The organism is Chitinophaga sp. GbtcB8, assembly GCF_019091455.1.
In the GTDB taxonomy this organism is placed as follows: domain Bacteria; phylum Bacteroidota; class Bacteroidia; order Chitinophagales; family Chitinophagaceae; genus Chitinophaga.
Genome location: NZ_JAGXJN010000054.1, coordinates 1 through 14,089 on the forward strand (window position 1 = coordinate 1; position 14,089 = coordinate 14,089).

Consider the following 14,089-nt stretch of genomic DNA (forward strand, 5'->3'; position numbering starts at 1 on the left):
TACCAATGGCCAGTACCAGCGCAAACAACGTAAGGATGTTAATGGAGAAACCAAAGATCTTCATAAAGAAGAAGGTACCTACAATAGATACCGGCACCGCAATGGCAGGAATAAGGGTAGACCGGAAATCCTGCAAAAAGATGAACACCACAATAAACACCAGCACAAAGGCTTCAACAAGCGTGTGTATCACCTGGTTAATAGATTCATCCAGTGATTTCTTGGAGCTGTAGGGTATTTCATACGTAATACCCGGCGGAAAGGATTTGGACAGCTCCTTCATTTTTGCCTGCAGCTGTGTTTCTATTTCATTGGCATTGGAGCCGGCTGTTTGATAAATGCCGGCTACCACCGTTTTATTTTTATTAAAGGTAGCGTTGATGGTGTAGTTGAATGCACCCAGCTCTACCCGCGCTATATCTTTCAGCCTTAGTACAGAGCCGTCTGTATTGGCGCGTACAATAATGTTCTCATAACTTTCCGGGGTAGAGAGTTTGCCCTTGTATTTAATAGCATATTCCATGGCTTCCGGCGTGCTTTGCCCAAACCGGCCCGGTGCGGCTTCCAGGTTCTGGTCCTGTATGGCGGCGGCTACTTCCTGCGGCGTAATGCCGTAAGCGGCCATTACCTGCGGCTTCAGCCAAACGCGCATAGAATAATCCTTGTTGCCAAATACGTTTGCCTGGCCCACACCATTCACACGTTTTATTTCAGGCACTATATTTATTTTGGCATAGTTCTGCAGAAAGGTTTCATCATATGATGTATCCGTGGCGGTTATAGCCAGGAACATAATGGTGCTGTTCTGCTGTTTTAAAGTAGTGATGCCGTATTGGATCACTTCTGCCGGCAGCTGGCTGGTAGCCTGGGATACGCGGTTCTGTACATTCACCGCGGCCTGGTCAGGATTAACCCCCAGCTTAAAATATACATTAATGGTAAGGGTACCATCGTTACTGGAAGTAGAGGTCATGTAGGTCATGTCTTCCACGCCATTAATGGCATCTTCCAGCGGGGGCGCTACAGAGCGGGCTATTACATCACTGCTGGCGCCGGGGTATACGGTGCTTACTGTTATACAGGGAGGCGCAATATCCGGGAACTGTGTAATGGGAAGCGAGGTCATACCCACAATACCCAGTATTACCAATATCAGGGATATCACTGTTGCAAGAACGGGTCTTGTTATGAATTTTTTAAGCATAATGGATCACATGTTTTATGTTGCAATGCGCTGTGTTAAAAGCGGCATATGCAAACGCCACTCAACGGTTTTAAAGGATCGCCTGATTTGTTTGTCCGGAATTTATTTTGCCAGTTCCGGCGTAATGGTCATTCCGTTCTGCAGGCGTTCAAAGCCCTGGCTTACCACCCTGGCGCCGGGTTGCAGGCCACCCGTGATAATGTAGTCTGTACCGGTTTTGCCGGATGACTGTAAGGGCACCTGTTTTACCTTATTACCGTTATCTACTGTAAAGGCATATATTTTATCCTGTATTTCCATGGTAGATGCAATGGGCAGTAACAGCACGTTATCAAACTCCTGGTCTATCAGTATTTTACCGGTATTGCCGGAACGCAGTATTGCTTTGTTATTGGGGAAAGTGGCCCTTAAAGTAATGGAGCCGGTTCCTTTATCAAACTGGCCTTCTACAGCGGTTATTTTTCCTTTCTCCGCATACAGGCTGCCATCCGGTAATTGCAGGGACACAGGAGGAACATGATCCAGCATTTGTGCCGTATTATTACCGGGGTGCTGCTTTTCAAAATTTACAAAATCGCGCTCACCCATGCTGAAGTAGGCGTTCACGTTATGCGTGTCTGATAACATGGTAAGCGCTGTGGTACCGGTAGGGGATACCAGGCTTCCCAGCTTAAACGGTATGCGCCCTATATAACCGCTCACCGGGGCTGTAATAGTGCAATAACCGATGTTTATGCGTGCGCTTTCTACCGCAGCCTGTGCCTGTTCTACCACCGCTTTCGCAGCAGCAAAAGCTGCCTGCGCTGTTTCCAGGTTTATATTGGAGCTTACCTTGTTCTGTACCAGGGTTTCTGTTTTGGCTACATTTATACGGGCAGATTCCGCATTGGCCTGCGCACTATGCAAGGTACCAAGGGCCGTATTCAGCTGCTGCCGGTATACCCGGTCATCTATAAAGAACAGCGGCTGGCCAGCCCGCACCAGGGCGCCTTCATCTACATAAATTTTTAGCAGGCTTCCGGATACCTGGGGCCTTACCTCAACATTCACTACGCCTTCCAGGGTGCTGCTATACACGGTTGTTACCCTGGCTTGTGCGGGTTGTATGGTAATAACGGGCAACTTTTGAGGCGGGGCGCCAGCGGCGGTTTGCCCTTCTGCTGTTCCCTTACATCCCTGGATCATTAATGCTGGTACTAAAAGACATAAGACCAATCCGGCAGTTCCTGTCCTTACAGCGGTTGTTTTTTTCATTATTCGTATAATTAAATATTTAGTGTTACGCTACCTCACAGGCAATAGTATAACCGCTCCATAGCGGAGTATAGTACGGCAGCTGTGTAATGACATAGCTTAATCCTTCAGTATAGCCTGTATTATTTCGTTATGAAAAGTTTTAGTAACGCAGCATTGGAATATTTTCTCTGGCGCTGCTGCCTGGCCACAGTACAGTTTTATAATGAATTGCCCTACCATTACAGGAGCAATAACATTTTCAATATACACATGATGGTACCTGGTTTTGATCTTGTGTTTTTCCCGCGCAAACAGGCCTGCAATTTCCATTTGAAACAGGCTGGAAAGGTGGTGCAGGCCGGTATGCGGCCTGCGTGCAAGGTGTGCTGCATTACTCATGGTAATGTACATGCTGCCGGGGTCCTGCATTAAGGTGAACAGTGCCCTGCTGGCTGCAAAGTAAGCAGTAAGGCTGTTACCCATTGTTTGCCATTCTTCAATATCAGTTTGCAGGAAAGAGCGGGTATTGCGGCTGGCATTTATATAGGTAACGGCCAGGTCTATACGTTTAAACTGGTTATAGAGCATATCCGCATAATCCTTCACCTTCGCATAGTCTGCTATATCTGTGAGAAAGGTAACCAGTTTATCCTGCGGAACGCTTTGCAGCGCGGCCTTTAAGCCGGCAATATCACTTACACTGGAAGCCGGTACCACTACCGTTGCATTTTCTTCAAGAAAAGCCTGCACAATGCCTTTACCTACATAACTGGTTCCATCAACAACAAGCGCAATTTTACCTGATAAGCTGTTACCCATTTCTCACAGGTCAGTTGAATAAGGAACTGACGATGCAAAATTGGATAAAAAAAGAAGGGTGTAAAAGGTCTGATTACAGCCAAAATTGGTCAAAACAGGTTATTTTTTCCGTTTTTAACGGTCTGCTTATAAGTGGAAGGAGAGAGGCCGGTGTGTTTTTTAAAGTATTTTCCAAAAAAGGATTGGTCGCTGAACTGCAGCTCTTCTGCTGCCTGCGCCACACTCACTGCGGGGTTGCTAAGCAGTATCTGGGCCTCCGTTATCACCGCTGTATCTATCAGCTCACCTGCCGGTTTGCCGATCACCTGTTTAATAACCTTTGTAAGATGACCGGTTGTTACAGACAGGCGGCTGGCATAGAACTGAAGGCTGCGCTCACTTTTAACATGCAGCCGTAAAAGGTCCAGGAACCTGGCCGTAAGATCTTCTTTTCGGTTAAGTTTTATGGATTGAAAATCGTTGTACTTCCTGAAAACAGACCCGGTTTCATAAAGCAATGCCATGAGCTGATGCTGGATCACCTCTTTCTGAAAATGAAGGGGATCACTATTGGTAAGTTTGGCGGTTAATATATCCAGCATAGTGGTGATCATTTCCACCTCCCTGTTATTAATGTTGTACTGATGACTGATGCCGGAGGCGGTCATCTGGAACAGTTCACTACCAGTAACGTGGATCCCGCTTTTCAGGAGAAAATCAGTGTCCATGGTAATACCGGTAAAATTGCAATCTTCAGAAATGTCTTCAATAGTATAAATAAACCCCTGGATAATGAAGTACATGCAGCCCTGGGTGCAGGTAAGGGTTTCAAGATTGCATTGCAGCCGCATAGCGCCGCTGGTAACAAGAAAGAAGCCGCCGGTTTCTGCACGGAAGGGTTTATTGATCATGGGGGCGTAATCCTCCATATTAATACCCTTTTCATTGAAAACAGTTATTCCTTCAATAATGCTGATACCCGGCGGTGTGCGTTCCTGTTCATTCATATTATAATGTGGGAAACAGCAGCAAATATAAAGAGCTGAAAGCAAAAAGCGTAAAGCGTAAAGCATAAAGCATAAAGCCCGAAGCTGCAGGCTACCAACTTTTTTTGAAGTGATCATATGCCCGTAGCATTAAGCTTTATGCTTTACGCTTTACGCTTTCAGCTTATTCCGCCCCATCTGTCTGCGCCCTTAACACAGCACGCTCACCCACTTTTTTACCGTTTTCCAGCCCCACCGTACAATCACTCCGGTAATGGATAGCGCCGTATAAGCGCGACATAGAAGCTTCTGTAGCCATGTCATTGAATTTGGATCCCCTGTCAGGCAGCAGGTGCGTTAACACAGTGGCCGCCGCAGCGCTGAACGTGGAGTGGCCGGATGTATAAGAAGGGAAATTAGGTACGCCCGTTAATGTTTTAATATTTGAATTTGACTGCGAAGGTCTGGGATTGAAATAAAAATATTTCGCATCCCAGCAGGCAATAGCAGCATCCATTAATGCCATATTGATCAGCGCAAAGTTCCTGGCCCATCTTACTTCGCTGTAGCCCTCTTTTACAAATTCATCGGCTGCAATGGCATCCCAGTGGCCGGCAGGAGTGTAGGTGCCGGCGCCATCGGCCCAGAAATGCACAATGCGCAAACGGTCGCGGGTAGCATGTTGGCTGTAGTATAACACTTCTTCTGTTTCCTCTTTAAACTGCTGTGAAGAGGTGGAGGGCGGCGGCGCCGGGCGCATATTAATAATATCCATTGAATCGCATAAAAAGCCTTTTACTTTTGAAAACAACGGCAGCATGGGCGGCCTTTTGGGCGATTCAAGGCTAAACCAGCAAACCTCTCCTTTTGCTTCCGTATCTGTTTCCAGTTTTCTCCATAGGTCAGGATTGCCGATGGCTTGCCCTGCACGGTCGGCTCTTCCCCTGGCAGAGAATTTTTGCGCCACCAGCCTGCCCAATGCCTCACCGGCCTCAATTTCGCTGCGCACATTAGCCCCCGCCATAATCCGGTACCGTTTGTGTTCATCGGCTTTTTGCTGAATGTAAGCCACCTCGCCGGGGAATAACAATTTCAGCATTTCTATAGCAGCTCCTGCAACTGCAGCATCTTCACTGGGGTAAGAGGGCAGGTCCGACTTTGGAACCAGGGCCTGTACCAGTGAATCTACTTTATAAGGCGCTGCACGGTTGTATAATTTCTTATAATGCCAGGTTGCTACCAGCGCATCATACTGGGCCGCGCTTACATAGGCATAGGCCCGCGCTGCATAGGGCGGATTGGCAAACGGAAAATAAGGATAGGCAAACGGGTTAGCTGCACTGGGTGCAGGATACGTGTCATCCGGATTCTGATAAGGAGGTAAATTATATTTTGCTACCAGCTCGCGTAATATTTCGTTCCACCTTAATACCGCGCCGGCGCTCCAGTATTTAATGATCTTTTTATCGTTGCCGCTAAGGTTGCGCTGCAAACCTTTTATTTCATTCAGCTCCGCTACATAGGCTGGGGTAGTGGTGGCCACCGGCGCTGCAACGGCAAATTCGCCGGGTGCGGTCAGCAGCACAGGTTTCCAGGTACCGGCATCCAGGTCAATGCTGGCGGGGGTTAGTGCAGGATAACTTTCGGAGCGGTCATTCAGGTCCTTTGAGCACGACCCGTATACCAGGCCGCTAAGCACCGTTACCATCAGTAATTTATAGGTAAGATTAGTTTTCATAAGTTGCATGTTTTTTTGAAAAGTCCATCAGGTAAAAAACGCCGCCGTTCACTATAGTGGCCTGGCCCACATTCCTGCCTGCTACCGTATACTTTGCGCCGGCTGTTAACTCAAGGCCGCGAAGGGCTTTGGCAAATGAATATTTGAAATTAACGCCGGTCATGGTGGCATTCATTTTATTGCTTGGGAATGGCATATCATTCTTCCGGATATCAAAACCGCCCAGCGTATTCATATTATCCAAAACTGCTTCTGCTATCCACGTACGGCTTCTGTAACCTGCTCTTGCATTAAAGCCGGCCATATTGGGCATATCCACCTCGTTGGTAAGATGCATTTCCGTATCATAATAAGAGTTACGGTCTATCTTAATATTGCTTCTTAAAGTATAATATCCGGATGCAGTGATAAAGAATTTACTAAGCTGGTAATCAAGCATGCCCCTGAAAGTGAGGTTCTTGCTGTGAAGCCCAATAGACATAGGTAAAAAGTCAGCTACATAATTCGTGAGCGGGAACGAGAAATTGCCGATGGCAAAAGCAGCTAACTTCCCCTTTTTTCCAAGGGGGAAAGTATGGATCTTATATTTCACGGAAAGTCCAAGATCCTGCACGCCCTTCAGGCCTTTCAGGGTGCCATTGGTAGCTTTGGTTTGCACATAGGGCAGGTTAAACAGCACATTTAATTTGCTGGTAATGCCATAGTTGCCCATTATCCCCATCATTTGCGTGTTAACGGTACCCAGGTTTTCATTGTCCCTTTTATAGGTGCCTTCCCAGTAGTTCTTCCAGCTGTTATGACTGTACATGCCGCCCACGCACAGCACATTTTTATTCAGCTAATAGCATCCATGTCTGTTTGCGCCTGCACACGGCAAACCATGAAGATGCATACGCACATCGTCGTAAAAAATTTCATAGTATTAATTTATGTAAGCGAATTCCATAAGGTATCATTCCGGTATTGGCGGATTAGATCTTGGACAAAGGCAAATGATCACTGTATTGTGCTTATATATAGCAATTATAATAAGTACAGGAAATTCTTCTATACGATTTAAGCTAATTGGTTGATAATTACACCACGGTAATCTCTTCATTGTTCGTTGAGGCGAATATAAGTTTTTTCCCGAAAAAGCAGAAAGGTATTATTTACATCTATTCCTGTATAACACTTTAATAGTAAAGGGGTATGTACTAAATTTATCCCGTCAATTTCAAACCTATATGTTAAAGATCGGCCGTCCAAATGTAGATGATGCACCTGCCTGGTATCCTTACTTTTTTAACCTGGCCCCTGGCGATGACCTGATAGCAGCTTTGCAGCATAATAAACAGCAGATGCTTGACCTGATCAGCTCCATTCCTTTATCAAAAGAAAATTTTAAATACGCGGAAGACAAATGGACAATAAAGCAGGTTTTTATTCACATGGCCGATGATGAACGCTACTATGCCTACAAAGCTTTTTGTTACTCCCGGCAAATAGATGTTGACCTGGAAGTGCCACCGGCAGGGGATACCTATTCTAAAGATTTTCATGCGGCTAACCGTACCCTGGCGGATATACGGGATGAGCTGATAACCATCCGCGATGCAACTATAAGCCTGTTCAGCAGCATGACCCCGGCAATGCTGGATTTTAAAGATTTCCCGGACAAGAAAATAATTTACTCCGCCCGCAGCTTAGGCTGGATGGCAGTGGGGCATAACCAGCATCATTGCAATTTTATCAGGGAAAAGTATTTAGTATAGGCTGTTTTGCTCATTACACTATTTACAGCTGCACCCAGCCTTTTTGCTCCCCGTATGTTATAAACCGGTAAGTGCCCTGCTCACCTAAAATATCCATATCAGCGCCTGCAGGAATGGTGATCTTAACTGCTGCTGTGGTATCAGGTGCATCCAGCAAAGGGGTAGCATTTTTAGCCAGCTGCTTTTTATAAGGCTGTGCAGATACTGTTTTGCTCTCCACAAATCCTTCCCGGCTGTCAGGCAATGTTACTTTATACCAGCTGCCGGTAGCAGCCATTACCTGCATTACCCGGTTGGCTGGCAGTTTTTCTATGAGTGTACTGTTCTTTACAGGAGATGCAAGCAGGGTGGTGGCGCTGGTATTGCGGATGATATGCTGTAGCAGGGCTGTAGCTGCTGTTACTTCAGCAGGTGCAGGCCGGTCCCTGTTCAAAAAAGGAAGCGGGTCTATGGCGCCGCCATTGGTATAAATGCCAAAATGCAGATGGGTAGCCGTGTTGCGGGCATTACCGGTATTCCCCATTAAACCAATGGTATCGCCCAGCTTTACTTTTTGTCCTTCGCGTACCAGTACTGAATCAAGATGGGCATAGTATAAGCTGTAAGGTTTTCCATCAGGGTTCAGGAAGATGACCCTGCCTCCCAGTTTGTTTTCACGGGTGCTGCTGATAAAACCATTGGCTGCTGATATAACCGGTGTTCTGAATTTGCCGAAAATATCAATGCCTTCGTGGCTGCGGGTACCACCATCCCGGTTAGCGCCCCAGAAGCTGCCAATACGGGGCTGTGTGCTGCCCGGCACCGGGAACGCTAAGGAGGGCGCAGTAGTAATAGTAACGGTATATTCACCGCTGCGTAATAATTCAGGTTGCAGGCGCAGTAAAAAACGGCCATCAGCCTTTACTTCATGCAGCAGGGTCCAGGAAGTGGTATCTGCTGCTGCCAGCAGGGTAGGTTTCTCATTAGCAGCTGCCGGCTGCCACAGGTCTGCAAAAATTTTGAAGCTGCCGGTCGCTTTCCCGTTTATGGCAATCTTTAGCACATCACCCCGGTGGGCCGGGAACAGGTAACCTGCTGCATCCGGTTTCTCTGCTGCAAAATAGCCGGTTTCCTTATAAGGTAAAGTAATGCTTAGCGGGCGTGCCAGGGCCTTTTCCGCTGCAGCAAACCATAAGCTGCCCAGGGCGCTGCCGGCAAGGCCGGCATCAGTAAGGCGGCTGGCGTATTGCTCATGGGCTGTTTGTTTTGTAAATAATCCTCTTTTTGGGGTAGAGCAGGCAGCAAAAAAAAGGACAAAGCAGGTACATAAAATGCCTGTTGTCCTGCTGTGATATGCAATCATTTTAAACCGCTTTTATTTTGAGCTCCCTTTTGACAACAAATAAATGCCGATGGCAAAACCTGCCAGGAAACCCATTGCTGTTGCTTTGCGCCTTGCTTTATTGATAGTGGCAGCAGCCGGGAAAACTCCCTTGGTGCTCATGCCATAATCCACCGTATTAAAGAGGTTGCCATTTGTGCGGGCAATGGGTTCTGCTAAGCTAAAGTATTTACGTATTACCATACCGGTGATTTTTGTGGTCAATCCGGGGAATGCGCTATGTGCTGCTTTAAATATCAGCGAAGGAAGGGTATAGCTGGCCGGCTTTGGATCTTTAATAAGTGCGGCAATGGACCTGGCCACTTTAACCGGGTCTTGTACTGGTGGTGCAGGCTTTAATACTTTGCCAGTATAATTACCTGCATGCAGCATGCCCGGCGTATTCAGGAAATGGGGAAAGAGGTCGCAAACATAGATCTCCGGCCATGGGCTAAGCTCGCCTTTAAGCGCCTCTGAAAAGCCGCGCAGCCCGAACTTGCTGGCTGTATACCCGGCGCTATAAGGCACCGGCAAATAACCGCCAATGGAAATGTTATTGATGATAATACCATGGCGCTGCTGCTTAAAATAAGGCAGTACTGCATGCACGCCGCTCATATAACCCAGCAGGTTGGTGGCTACTACCTGGTTATGCACTTCCAGGGGTGTTTCATCAAAATCACCTGCTGCCAGCACACCGGCGTTATTGATCCATACATCTATACCTAAACCCCAGTCATGGGCCGTTGCAGCCAGCTTTTTCATGGCAGCAGCATCGGTTACATCCGTAGGCACTACCAGTACATCTGCACCAAATTCCCTGCATTCTTCAGCCACTTCTTCCAGCGAAACAGTATTTCTGCCTGCCAGTACCAGTGAGGGCCTGCTGGCAGCCAGCTCCACCGCAGCAGCCCTGCCAGCGCCGCTGGAAGCGCCGGTGATCACAATTGTTTTTCCGGTTATATCCCTGTTCATAAAGATATTTTCCGGTTGTTGCTCAACAACAGTGCCACGGTATTGTTGCCGTTAACCGCGTAATCAGATGGTTTATATTTGCAATACCCAAATTCTTCAAGAATGTCCGGAAACAATGCTGATACCTGGTCATCTGATCAGTACTCAAAATTTGAGCAGGAACGGAATCGTCCGGTGCTGGATCTGCTGGCACACATTCCAGCAATAAAGGTGAATACTGCCGCGGATATTGGCTGCGGGCCCGGTAACTCAACCCAGCTATTAAAAGATCAATACCCGGGGGCATTGATCACCGGCATGGATAGTTCGGTCAATATGATCGGTGCCGCGCGAAAGCGCTTGCCGGAAGTACATTTTGAGATAGCTGATATAACTGACTGGAAGCAGCAGGGGTCTTTTGATGTTATACTGGCAAATGCTGCATTGCAATGGGTACCGGATCATGCTTCCCTGTTTCCCGCGCTTATCTGCAAGCTAACGCCGGGCGGAAGCCTGGCCGTGCAGGTACCGGATAACCTGGACGAACCCGCCCACCGCTTAATGCGTGAAACAGCCGCACAGGGCCCCTGGGCGCAAAAACTTTCCGGCATCGCGCATTTAGCCCGGCATGATGCGCAATGGTATTATGAGCAATTACACCACCAGGTATCCGGCCTTGATATATGGCGTACCACTTATTATCATGTGCTGGAAGGCGGTGCAGCTGCAATAGTGGAGTGGTTCAAAAGCACGGGACTTCGTCCTTTCCTGGATCCGCTGAACAATACAGAGCGGAGCGCTTTTCTGGATCAATACCAGGCCGCTCTTGAAAGGGCGTACACTATTAATGCGAACGGTACCGTGTTATTGCCTTTCCCACGGTTATTTATTATTGCGCAACGGTAAAAGGGGAGTGGCGGGTTAATAAAAAGCCTGTACTTTTTATTCAATAAAAATATCTTCCCGGGTAATATCATAGAACAGGTTCTGTAACTGGTGCACATGCGCCAGCGGCCGGCCATAAGCTACAAACCCGCTGCCCGCTGAATATGCAACCGGTTGAAATGAATAACCATCATCCCGCACATAAATACTATCCTGCCGGTTATATTTATACGCGTAAATATTATGATGCACACCTTCTTCCTGCAAAAAATTAAAATCCAGCAGGTGATCTGTTTCCAGCTTAATAGGATGCACATCCTTAAACGGTAATTTATTCCTGGGCAGCAGCGTGTTATGTATATACCCGTCCAGTATGCCTTCTACGCGAAATACCGTCTCCGTCATATTATAATCGTAATACCATACCAGGTTGCCAATACGCACATCCGTACCTTCTATCATAACATACAATTATGCTGCAAGTATAGGTTTATCCTTTGATATTTAATGGGGGAGCAGCCTGTGCCAGCCTAACATTTCAGCCGCCTGTACAAAATAGTGATGGAAATAATGCGGAAAAACATTAGTTTCCAGCTGTATTGAATGTTAGGGGGACAAATCGTGGGTGAGAGCGATCATGCTATCATTGAAAATGTGTATTAAGTGGAAAAAACGTTAACAGGTACTATCGTACTGCACCCGGTGTCTGAATTACCGCATGTGCAATTCAAGCGGGGCGATGAATTACTTTCAGCCTTAATTTATTTCGATCAGTTGGATGAAGCCAAAGAGAATATAGGAAGAACGGTGAAGTTCCATTTAGTGGACAGGCCGTACGGACCGCATATTATCAGCGATGTAGGATTTGCAAGGATCGTAAGCATGAATGTATAACGCTTACATATATAGGTTTTGCATTTTTTTCAATGCCTTCTCCATATTAATGCCTTTACCTAAAACTGGTTTAAACAGGTCGCCTTCCTGCTTCAGGCGGTCCATTGCATTGTGAATGGTAAAGTCTTTCATTTGCAATCCTTTTTTTACTTCCTCCCAATGCAGCGGCATAGATACGGTGGCGCCGGGTTTGGGCCGCAAGGCATAAGGAGCCGCCAGGGTAGCCTGCGGGCGGTTCTGCAGAAAATCAATATACATTTTGCGGTTACGGTTAGCCGTAGCCCTTTCAATGGTAGTAAAACCGGGAATGGTTTTTTGCACCAGCTTCGCAATTATCCGGGCAAATTCCTTGGATTGTTCATACGTGTACTTAGCGCCTAAAGGAATGTAAATATGCAAACCCGTAGAGCCGGATGTTTTGCAATAAGAGGCCACATCTGCTGCATCCAGTATTTCTTTTGTTACCTGCGCTGCTTCAATTACCTGGTTAAAAGTGGTTTTGTCCGGATCCAGGTCTATCAGGCACCAGTCCGGGTTATCGGGCATTTGTATGCGGCTGCTCCAGGGGTTCATTTCAATACAGCCTAAAGAGGCAATGTATAACAGGCTGGCTTCATCCGTGCAAACCAGGAAATTTTTATCGCGGCCATCCATATCGCTGTGGTAGGGAAAGGTGGTTATCCAGTCCGGCACTTTGCCGGTAACATCTTTCTGGTAAAAACTTTTGCCGGTAATACCATTGGGGTGCCGGTTTAAAGATTGTGGCCGGTCTTTCATATAGGGCAGCATATACGGCGCTACCTGGTAGTAATAATTCAACATATCCCGTTTGGTGATCTTTTCCTTTGGCCAGAACAGCTTATCCAGGTTGGTGAATTTAAGCGCATGCCCGCCCACCGGCCGCACCTGGGTTTTATCCGTAGGGTTCAGCATGGTTTTACGCACAGCCTTACCGGCTGGTGTCAGCAGCTTTTTGCCGGTAGCTGTGGCCTTTGTTTTTACCCTGGCTTTGGCCGGTATTTCCTGCTCTTCCACTACCTGGATGGCCTCCTTATCTGCACGCATCCCTTCAAAAGAAGGATGGCGCATTACCCCGTCAGTGGTCATTTCACGAAAGCTTACCTCGCATACCAGTTTGGGTTTTAACCAGACGGCCTTAGCCTCCGGCGGGTTGGGCCGGAAGCGGGAGGGCTTGTTAATATCCGGCACCCTGGTGAACGGGCATTTCGCTATCTCCAAAGGTTTGAACTGCTGCAGTAATTGTTTTTGCAGCTTATCATTAAAGCCGGTACCTATTTTACCGGTATACTGCAGCTTACCATTTTCGTACAGCCCTACCAGTAAGGCGCTGAAAGGTTTGCGGGAGTCTTTGTTGCGGGTGTAACCGCCGATCACTACTTCGTGCCGCTGGCTGGTCTTTATCTTCAGCCAGTCTTTGCTGCGCTGGTTGGGAAAATACAGGCTATCCGCCCTTTTGGCTATAATGCCTTCCAGTCCCATTTTCTTCACTATCTCAAAAAATTCTGTGCCGGAAGTGGCAAAACTTTCGCTCAGGCGTATAATGTCATTGGGGGGTACCAGCTGTTCCAGCAAGGCTCTGCGTTCAATAAGCGGCAGGCCGGTAAGGTCGTGCCCGTTCAGCCACAGCAGGTCAAACACATAATAGATCAGGGCGCCGTCTGCCTCGCTGCGCCAGCCCTGCAGCAGGCTAAAATCCGCCTTGCCATTATCGTCTATCACAATAATTTCCCCATCCACCACAGCCTGTATGCCCCATTCCTGGATGGCTTCATACACCGGGTAAAATTGTTCATTAAAAGATTTATTGTTGCGGGAGCGCAGCTCCATCATGCTTTTGTGCATAAGGGCCAGGGCACGGTAGCCATCCCATTTGATCTCATACACCCAGCCGGCATCGTCAAAAGGCTGATCGGCCAGCGTAGCCAGCATAGGCGTTATATTTGCGGGGAATGGCTTTTTAGGCGCGCTTTTAGGGGCTGCGGGTATTGTTGGCAGCTTCCTTTTTACAGGCGTTTTAGCAGCCTTTTTTGCTTTGCTTTTGCTGACGGGCCTGGCAGCGGCAGTTGTACTACGCGGCATGTGTTCCTTTTTATAAAAAGGAGCCTAAAATACGTGCCGGGTTTTGCAATGGTGGCTGGATGCCTATCAGTTTTCAGGCTAAACGGGATTAATGTCGCAAAATGAGATATTACGACAAATAACGAATTTATATGTCGTAATATCTCATTTTGCGACATATAATTAGTATATTCGTCAAAT

13 protein-coding genes are annotated in these 14,089 nt (G+C 47.3%); 3 read left to right on the top strand and 10 right to left on the bottom strand.

All coding sequences use genetic code 11. The annotated features are described in order from the left end of the window. The 6 genes from KVT36_RS29460 to KVT36_RS29485 form a co-directional block, all read right to left on the bottom strand. Nucleotides 1-1,204, bottom strand: a 1,204-nt coding sequence (locus KVT36_RS29460) for an efflux RND transporter permease subunit (protein WP_217607018.1), incomplete at its 3' end; no start/stop codon positions are given. A 102-nt stretch (nt 1,205-1,306) separates the two neighbouring features. Then, nucleotides 1,307-2,458, bottom strand: coding sequence for an efflux RND transporter periplasmic adaptor subunit (locus KVT36_RS29465; protein WP_217607019.1), 1,152 nt, complete (start codon nt 2,456-2,458; stop codon nt 1,307-1,309). Between the two features lie 99 nt (nt 2,459-2,557). After that, nucleotides 2,558-3,259, bottom strand: coding sequence for an SDR family NAD(P)-dependent oxidoreductase (locus tag KVT36_RS29470; protein WP_217607020.1), 702 nt, complete (start codon nt 3,257-3,259; stop codon nt 2,558-2,560). A gap of 89 nt (nt 3,260-3,348) precedes the next feature. Further along, a complete protein-coding gene (locus KVT36_RS29475) occupies nt 3,349-4,245 on the bottom strand; it encodes an AraC family transcriptional regulator (protein ID WP_217607021.1) in 897 nt (298 codons plus the stop codon). A 163-nt stretch (nt 4,246-4,408) separates the two neighbouring features. Continuing rightward, complete coding sequence (locus KVT36_RS29480) at nt 4,409-5,962, bottom strand: vanadium-dependent haloperoxidase (protein WP_217607022.1); 1,554 nt, start codon at nt 5,960-5,962, stop codon at nt 4,409-4,411. After that, nucleotides 5,952-6,779: a hypothetical protein gene (locus KVT36_RS29485; protein ID WP_217607023.1), complete on the bottom strand. Its 828-nt coding sequence runs from the start codon at nt 6,777-6,779 to the stop codon at nt 5,952-5,954. The genes KVT36_RS29480 and KVT36_RS29485 overlap by 11 nt, the downstream gene beginning before the upstream one ends. 409 nt (nt 6,780-7,188) lie before the next feature. Between KVT36_RS29485 and KVT36_RS29490 the strand changes: the two genes are divergently transcribed. Then, nucleotides 7,189-7,716 (top strand): DinB family protein, encoded by a 528-nt coding sequence (locus KVT36_RS29490; RefSeq protein ID WP_217607024.1) that lies wholly within the window; start codon nt 7,189-7,191, stop codon nt 7,714-7,716. A gap of 22 nt (nt 7,717-7,738) precedes the next feature. Here KVT36_RS29490 and KVT36_RS29495 read toward each other — a convergent pair whose 3' ends face one another. Both KVT36_RS29495 and KVT36_RS29500 read right to left on the bottom strand, forming a co-directional pair. Next, nucleotides 7,739-9,058, bottom strand: a complete 1,320-nt coding sequence (locus KVT36_RS29495; RefSeq protein WP_217607025.1) for a M23 family metallopeptidase — start codon at nt 9,056-9,058, stop codon at nt 7,739-7,741. Between the two features lie 12 nt (nt 9,059-9,070). Then, complete coding sequence (locus KVT36_RS29500; protein WP_217607026.1) at nt 9,071-10,051, bottom strand: SDR family oxidoreductase; 981 nt, start codon at nt 10,049-10,051, stop codon at nt 9,071-9,073. A gap of 102 nt (nt 10,052-10,153) precedes the next feature. Here KVT36_RS29500 and tam point away from each other — a divergent pair, with 102 nt between their 5' ends. After that, nucleotides 10,154-10,936 (top strand): trans-aconitate 2-methyltransferase, encoded by a 783-nt coding sequence (gene tam, locus KVT36_RS29505; protein WP_217607027.1) that lies wholly within the window; start codon nt 10,154-10,156, stop codon nt 10,934-10,936. Between the two features lie 36 nt (nt 10,937-10,972). Here the strand turns inward: tam and KVT36_RS29510 are convergent, their stop codons facing one another. Further along, nucleotides 10,973-11,377, bottom strand: coding sequence for a hypothetical protein (locus tag KVT36_RS29510; protein WP_217607028.1), 405 nt, complete (start codon nt 11,375-11,377; stop codon nt 10,973-10,975). A gap of 201 nt (nt 11,378-11,578) precedes the next feature. On the opposite strand from KVT36_RS29510, the gene KVT36_RS29515 reads away from it, so the two are divergent. Next, entirely contained in the window at nt 11,579-11,809 is a 231-nt protein-coding gene (locus KVT36_RS29515; RefSeq protein ID WP_217607029.1) for a hypothetical protein, read from the top strand. A 3-nt stretch (nt 11,810-11,812) separates the two neighbouring features. Here the strand turns inward: KVT36_RS29515 and ligD are convergent, their stop codons facing one another. Beyond that, nucleotides 11,813-13,909: a DNA ligase D gene (gene ligD / locus KVT36_RS29520; RefSeq protein WP_254640250.1), complete on the bottom strand. Its 2,097-nt coding sequence runs from the start codon at nt 13,907-13,909 to the stop codon at nt 11,813-11,815. Nucleotides 13,910-14,089: the final 180 nt, after the last annotated feature.

Excerpts from the sequence above, each read along its gene's own strand:
- KVT36_RS29465 (WP_217607019.1), bottom strand. The coding sequence starts at position 2,458 with ATGAAAAAAACAACCGCTGTAAGGACAGGAACTGCCGGATTGGTCTTA.
- KVT36_RS29470 (WP_217607020.1), bottom strand. The coding sequence starts at position 3,259 with ATGGGTAACAGCTTATCAGGTAAAATTGCGCTTGTTGTTGATGGAACC.
- KVT36_RS29475 (WP_217607021.1), bottom strand. The coding sequence starts at position 4,245 with ATGAATGAACAGGAACGCACACCGCCGGGTATCAGCATTATTGAAGGA.
- KVT36_RS29480 (WP_217607022.1), bottom strand. The coding sequence starts at position 5,962 with ATGAAAACTAATCTTACCTATAAATTACTGATGGTAACGGTGCTTAGC.
- KVT36_RS29490 (WP_217607024.1), top strand. The coding sequence starts at position 7,189 with ATGTTAAAGATCGGCCGTCCAAATGTAGATGATGCACCTGCCTGGTAT.
- KVT36_RS29495 (WP_217607025.1), bottom strand. The coding sequence starts at position 9,058 with ATGATTGCATATCACAGCAGGACAACAGGCATTTTATGTACCTGCTTT.
- KVT36_RS29500 (WP_217607026.1), bottom strand. The coding sequence starts at position 10,051 with ATGAACAGGGATATAACCGGAAAAACAATTGTGATCACCGGCGCTTCC.
- tam (WP_217607027.1), top strand. The coding sequence starts at position 10,154 with ATGTCCGGAAACAATGCTGATACCTGGTCATCTGATCAGTACTCAAAA.
- KVT36_RS29510 (WP_217607028.1), bottom strand. The coding sequence starts at position 11,377 with ATGATAGAAGGTACGGATGTGCGTATTGGCAACCTGGTATGGTATTAC.
- ligD (WP_254640250.1), bottom strand. The coding sequence starts at position 13,909 with ATGCCGCGTAGTACAACTGCCGCTGCCAGGCCCGTCAGCAAAAGCAAA.